This is a genomic window from Rhodococcus sp. A14, assembly GCF_011603105.1.
Lineage (GTDB): Bacteria > Actinomycetota > Actinomycetes > Mycobacteriales > Mycobacteriaceae > Rhodococcus_F > Rhodococcus_F opacus.
Genome location: NZ_JAAOQS010000207.1, coordinates 1 through 5,351 on the forward strand (window position 1 = coordinate 1; position 5,351 = coordinate 5,351).

Here is a 5,351-nt window from a genome sequence, read left to right on the forward strand (position 1 = left end):
GTCCGCCGGCAGGTCCCATCAGGTTGTTGCCCGCGCCGCCGATATAGAGGTCACCCGCGCCGCCTCCACCCGCGGCGACGATCTGACGATCCGCCAGCTCACCCGTCCCGGTGCGAACGTCGGCGGCACCGCCTCCGCCACTTGCGCCGGTGCCGCCGGCCCCACCGCCGTTGTATCCGGCCTGGCCGTTGCCGTCGCCACCGTTGCCGCCGACCTGGATGTACAGCGCGTCACCTGCGGCGACAGTCAGCTGCCCGGTCGCGACGGCCGCGGCACCGCCGAGGATGTCTTCACTGTTTCCACCACGACCGCCCGTTGCCGTCACCGACAGGCTGGTGATGCCCTCGGGAACCGTGAACGACTGCGCACTGCCGGTAAACGTGAACGTGCAGGTCACCTGCGTGCCGGCGCCCTGCACACAGCCGGCAGGCAACGCCGCCGGCGCGGCAACCGCCACACTGGGGGCAAGGAGTCCCGAGGCACCCACTACGGCAAAGCCACACATCCCGGTCGTGTACCACCGGCGGCGTGATCGAACGAGGTTCGTGGTCAAAGCAGTCTCCTGTCGCAGAGCGAGCACGTGAAAGCTGGTCCGAGTGGAGCATTCCACAGCGTCCGGCGTCCAGTGAGTGTTCCGGTCTCGCGGTCGGCTTACACACCAAAGCACCTGGTCACGGGGGATGCCGTTCCGCTAATCGGGACCCGCGGTATCGCAATGCGCGCCGAAAGGTCAGTATGAAGGTAAGTAGAACTAATTTGTTCATCTAGGCAACGAGGTATGCACATGAGCGACGCAGCACCCATCGGTGACGGGATCTTCCAGATTCCGGTGCCGATCACGGACAACCCCCTCGGTCACACCCTGGTGTACGCGATGGAATCACCCGGCGGTCTGATCCTCGTCGACGCCGGCTGGAACGACGACAACGCCTGGAACGGCCTCACCTCCGGACTCGAGGCCATCGGGCACTCGGTCAAGGATGTGGAAGGCGTCGTACTCACCCACTTCCACCCCGACCACACCGGTCTGTGTGGGCGAGTCCGGGAGGCGTCCGGTGCGTGGATCGCGATGCACGAATCCGATCACGAAATGTTCGAGCACATGTCGACCGGTCACGGACCCGAGTGGTTGGATTTCCAGAAGGCCAACATGACGCGCGCCGGTGCCGCCCCGGCAGATCTCGAGGCATTCGAGAACGCGTCGAGCGGGAAGCCGCCGGCGGGTCCCGAGTCGGCGCCCGATCGTGTTCTCGTCGACGACGAACTCATTGCCCTCGCCGGCCGTAACCTGCGCGCCGTCTACACCCCGGGGCACACCCCGGGCCACGTCTGCTTCTACCTCGAAGACGCCGACGTGATGTTCACCGGCGACCACGTCCTGCAGAAGACGACGCCGCACGTCGGCAATTTCGTGTACCCGCTCGAGGAGCGCGACGGCCTGGCAGAGTTCATGGACTCGCTGCGCCGCGTCCAGACCATGAACATCACCCGCGGACTCGGCGCCCACGGCATCCCCATCGACGACGTCGCGGGTCGCGCCGGCGAACTGATCGAGCACCACGAGGAGCGACTCGACCACCTGTACAAGGCTTTCGGCGACGATCAGATCACCGTGTGGCAGGTCGCCGAGCGCATGAAGTGGTACAAGCCGTGGGCCGACATCTCCCCCATGGGCAAGGGCATGGCCCTGTCCGAGGCGGCGGCCCACCTTCGGCACCTCGTCGCCCGCGACCTCGTCGCCCAGGTCCCCGACAGCGAACCCGCCGTCTTCGCCCGCCGCTGATACGTGAGTGGCAAAGCGTGCCCGAGCACACTTTGCCACTCACGTGGGTTAGCCTGGCTATACCTGACGTGCGAACTCTGGATGCGCCTGTGCCACAACGACCGCGGTCCCGTCGGCGTTCAGCGTGGCACCGGTGAACAGAGTCGCACGCTGGTTGAGTTTGGCTGCACCGAGCAGCAGCCCGAAGGCGGAGAAGAAGGTGAGAGACAGCACCGCTTCGTTCTTCTCGGCAGATTGGGCCGCGATGAAGAGGACGACGACCGCAACAAGAAACCCCACGAGGGTTGCCAGTGCCGCCCCGCGCCATCGCCTCTGGCGCTCGATGCACTGCGCGCAGACAGGCCAGTCCATGGACACTGTGTATCTTCCCGCCGAGGCGACATCCCCGCCCGTTAGCGACCTCGACTTCTTGCCGGACAGTAGAGTCGTCTCCCTGCGATCTACCTCCGGCTCACCGTGTACGGCACACACATGCGGAACGGGTCGCTCCAACTGAAGCAGGTGATCTGCCCAGTTCGCGGTCAATGGACCGGCGCTGTCGATATCGATTTCGCCCGCCCGCACGCCGAGCAACACGTCAACCCTCCCCGAACTATTCATGCGCGGATTATCGCAGTCGGCCGATTCACCCGACGGGCCGGCGTGGACGGATCGTGTGTTGTAATTCTGGCGCACATCCAAGAATCGTTCGGGGGGAACCATGTCAGAGGAATTGCAGGTCGATCCGGCCACTCTGGACGGGCTTGCGCGCAACCTGATGGAACTGTCGGCCCAGACTGAACCGGCCAGGACCTACCTCAACAGGTGGTTAGGTCTATCGACAGCAAGTGGTCGGGCGTTCTTCGAGGTCACGAAGTCCATTGCAGAGGTTCGTGATCGACTCGATGCGAACTATGCGGCGCTGGGGTGTCAGCGGTCATGTAATTCCCCAGATTGAGGGGTTTGTCCGTCACATAATTCCCCACCCCGCCGTCACGTAATTCCCCACCCCTGGGGCGTGTCGGCCGGGGGTTCGGGTGCTGCTGCAGGTTCGCTCCTGACTGGGTCACCGACAACGGGGCCCGGGAAGGGGCCTGACGGTGGCGAGGAGAACGTGGACGATGATCGATCTGATGGAGTTGTTCCGGCATTGGCATGCCGGCCGGTCCCAGGTGCAGATCGCGGAGGCCCTGGATATCGACCGAAAAACCATCCGGAAATATCTGGCTCCCGCCGTGGCGGCCGGGTTGACACCGGGCGAGGGAGGGACGTTCGACGAGCCGCTCTGGTGGGAGCTGATCACCGGATGGTTCCCGGAGGTCGGCGACCCGGCGGCGCGGGCGGTGACATGGCCGGCGATCGCCGCGCACCACGACTGGATCGACGGGCAGCTGACCGCGTCGGTGACGGTAGCGACGATTGCGCAACGCCTGCGCGACGACCACGGCGTCGCGGTGTCGGAATCGACCGTACGACGGTATGTGGCAGCACAATTCGCCGAGAAGGTGGCGGAGTCGAAGGTGACGGTGGCCCGTGGCGCGGTCCCGCCTGGCGACGAGGCCCAGGTCGACTACGGCAAGCTCGGCATGTGGCGCAACCCGGCCACCGACCGGCGGGTGGCGGTGTGGGCGTTCGCGATTATCCTGTCCTGCTCACGGATGCTGTTCGTGCAGCCGGTGCTGCGGATGGACCAGAGTTCGTGGTGCGCCTCGCACGTGGCGGCGTTCGAGTTCTTCGGCGGCACGCCGGCCCGGATCGTGTGCGACAACCTCAAAACCGGGGTCGACCGGCCTGACCTGTACGACCCGAAGATCAACCGCGCCTACGCCGAACTCGCCGCCTACTACCGGGTGTTGATCGACCCCGCCCGCGCCGGAAAACCAAAGGATAAACCCAGGATCGAGCGCCCGATGCCCTATATCCGCGACTCGTACTTCAAGGGCCGCGAGTTCACCTCACTGGCGCAGATGCAGGACGCCGCCCTGGCCTGGTGCACCGACGTCTACGGGCTCCACAATCACCGTGGTCTCGACGGTGCGCAACCCGCGGCGGTGTTCGACGCCATCGAAAGGCGCACTCTCACAGCACTTCCTCCGAAACCGTTCGAGCTGGTCCTCTATCAGGTCGGGAAGGTCGCCCCGGACTGTCACGTCAAGGCCGGCAAGGCCCTGTATTCGGTGCCCTGGCGGCTGATCGGCCAGCAGGTGCTGGTCCGCACCTGCGGCGAGGTGGTGCAGATCTTCCACACCGAGCAGGTGGCCGCCACGCATGTGCTGCACCTGTCGGGGCGGTCGACGAACCCCGAGCACTACCCGCCGCACAAGATCGCCTACACGCTGCAGACCGTGGTCTGGTGTCGGGCGCAGGCCGAGCAGATCGGTCCCGGCGCCGTCGCGGTCGTCGCCGAGTTGTCGCAGGTCAACGCGCTGCACCGGCTGCGGGCGATCCAGGGCATCGTCCGGCTGCGGGACCGCTACGACGACGCCCGCCTGGACGCGGCCTGCGCCCGCGCCCTCGAGGTCGGTGACCCCAGCTACCGCACCGTCAAGGGCATCCTCGCCGCCGGCACCGAACACGACGGACAGCCCGCACCGGCCCCCACGCCGGCGCCGGCGTTCCTGCGCGGACCCGACGCCTTCGACACCGAACGCACCGCCTGAATTGTTGAACGCTGCACCGACGCATGCTGCACACCAATTACTTTCATCAGACCACTAGGAATCGTCATGACCATTCACGACCCCAGCCTGCGGGCTGCGCTCAAGACATTGAAGTTGACCGGGATGCTCGACACCCTCGACGCCCGGCTCGCTCAGACCCGGGACGGGCAGCTCGGACACCTCGAGTTCCTGCAAGTGCTGTGTGAGGATGAGATCGCCCGCCGGGAAACCGCGGCGCTGGCCCGTCGGCTGCGACGAGCGCGGTTCGAGCAACCGGCCACCTTCGAGGACTTCGATTTCACCGCGAATCCGAAACTTCCGGCGGCGATGCTGCGGGACCTGGCCGCCCTGCGCTGGCTCGATGCCGGCGAGTCGGTGATCCTCTACGGTCCCGTTGGAGTAGGCAAAACCCATGTGGCACAAGCGCTTGGGCATCACGTCGCCCGCCGCGGCGGGGACGTGCGGTTCGTCAAGTGCTCCCGCATGCTCGCCGATCTCGCCGGCGGCCATGCCGACCGCACCATCGGTCAGCGGATGCGCGAATACACCCGGCCGCTGGTGTTGATTATCGATGATTTTGCGATGCGTGAGCACACCACCACCCAGTCCGACGACCTCTACGATCTGGTCTCCGATCGCGCCATCGCCGGCAAACCCCTGATCCTGACGAGCAACCGCGCCCCGAAGGACTGGTACCCGCTGTTCCCGAACCCGGTCGTCGCCGAGTCGCTCCTCGACCGGCTCATCAACACCAGCCATCAAACCCTGATGGACGGACCGTCCTACCGACCCCGCAAACGACCCGGACACCGCCCCACCGCCGCAACCTGACCCGCACCCCGCCCGCTCGGGTTACCCTCGACTCAGCACGCCCGAGCATGGGGAATTACGTGACGGACACCCCTGGGGAATTACGTGACGGTCGACAG

At 66.0% G+C, this 5,351-nt stretch carries 5 protein-coding genes; 3 read left to right on the plus strand and 2 right to left on the minus strand.

All coding sequences use genetic code 11. From position 1 onward, the window contains the following. The coding region (locus tag G9373_RS44500) for a glycine-rich protein (RefSeq protein ID WP_240961137.1) at window positions 1-553 on the minus strand (553 nt) is incomplete at its 3' end. A gap of 231 nt (window positions 554-784) precedes the next feature. Here G9373_RS44500 and G9373_RS44505 point away from each other — a divergent pair. Continuing rightward, window positions 785-1,783, plus strand: a complete 999-nt coding sequence (locus G9373_RS44505) for an MBL fold metallo-hydrolase (RefSeq protein ID WP_167121179.1) — start codon at window positions 785-787, stop codon at window positions 1,781-1,783. Window positions 1,784-1,840: 57 nt separating this feature from the next. On the opposite strand, the gene G9373_RS47495 is transcribed toward G9373_RS44505, so the two are convergent. Next, a complete protein-coding gene (locus G9373_RS47495; RefSeq protein ID WP_240961138.1) occupies window positions 1,841-2,515 on the minus strand; it encodes a hypothetical protein in 675 nt (224 codons plus the stop codon). 368 nt (window positions 2,516-2,883) lie between these two features. On the opposite strand from G9373_RS47495, the gene istA reads away from it, so the two are divergent. Then, entirely contained in the window at window positions 2,884-4,422 is a 1,539-nt protein-coding gene (istA, locus tag G9373_RS44520) for an IS21 family transposase (protein ID WP_167121183.1), read from the plus strand. Between the two features lie 66 nt (window positions 4,423-4,488). After that, window positions 4,489-5,253, plus strand: coding sequence for an IS21-like element helper ATPase IstB (gene istB, locus G9373_RS44525; protein WP_074872939.1), 765 nt, complete (start codon window positions 4,489-4,491; stop codon window positions 5,251-5,253). Window positions 5,254-5,351: the final 98 nt, after the last annotated feature.